Genomic DNA, 645 nt, shown 5'->3' on the forward strand with positions numbered 1-645 from the left:
GCGTTGAGCAATGCCCAGCGCGTTGCCTGTTCCATGCCTTGTTTGCCCATCATGGTCAGGTACATCCAGGTAATCGGCAGGATGGACGCGGAACCGAAGGCGGCGGAGGAAACGGCGGTTTGCCCGGCACTGGCGCTGTGCGTGTCGGTCAAGGCGTGTCCCGGTGCAAACGGAGCGAGGTGGGCTTTCAGGCCGATGGGACCCATACCCGGGCCGCCGCCGCCGTGGGGGATACAGAAGGTTTTGTGCAGGTTCATGTGCAACACGTCCGCGCCGACTTCGGCAGGCTGCATGATGCCGATTTGGGCGTTGAGGTTGGCGCCGTCCATGTAAACCTGTCCGCCGTTTTCATGGATGATGCGACAGATGTCGCGGATGCCTTCTTCGTACACGCCGTGGGTGGACGGGTAAGTAATCATGATAGCGGACAAAGCGTCGCGGTATTGCTCGGCTTTGGCTTTCAAATCGTCGATGTTGACGTTGCCGTGTTCGTCGGTATCGACAACGACGACTTTCAAACCCAGCATGGCCGCAGTCGCAGGGTTGGTGCCGTGGGCTGATTTTGGAATCAGACAGATGTTGCGGTGTCCCTCGCCGTTGGCTTCTTGATAGCGGCGGATGGAGAGCATGCCGCTGTATTCGCCC

The 645-nt window shown here is 59.7% G+C and carries 1 protein-coding gene; it reads right to left on the reverse strand.

The window, feature by feature from the left end:
* A partial coding sequence (locus tag ACTHUR_RS15110) for an aminotransferase class V-fold PLP-dependent enzyme (protein WP_440399435.1) occupies positions 1–645 on the reverse strand: 645 nt, incomplete at both ends.

Source organism: Neisseria sp. P0021.S007 (genome assembly GCF_051956855.1).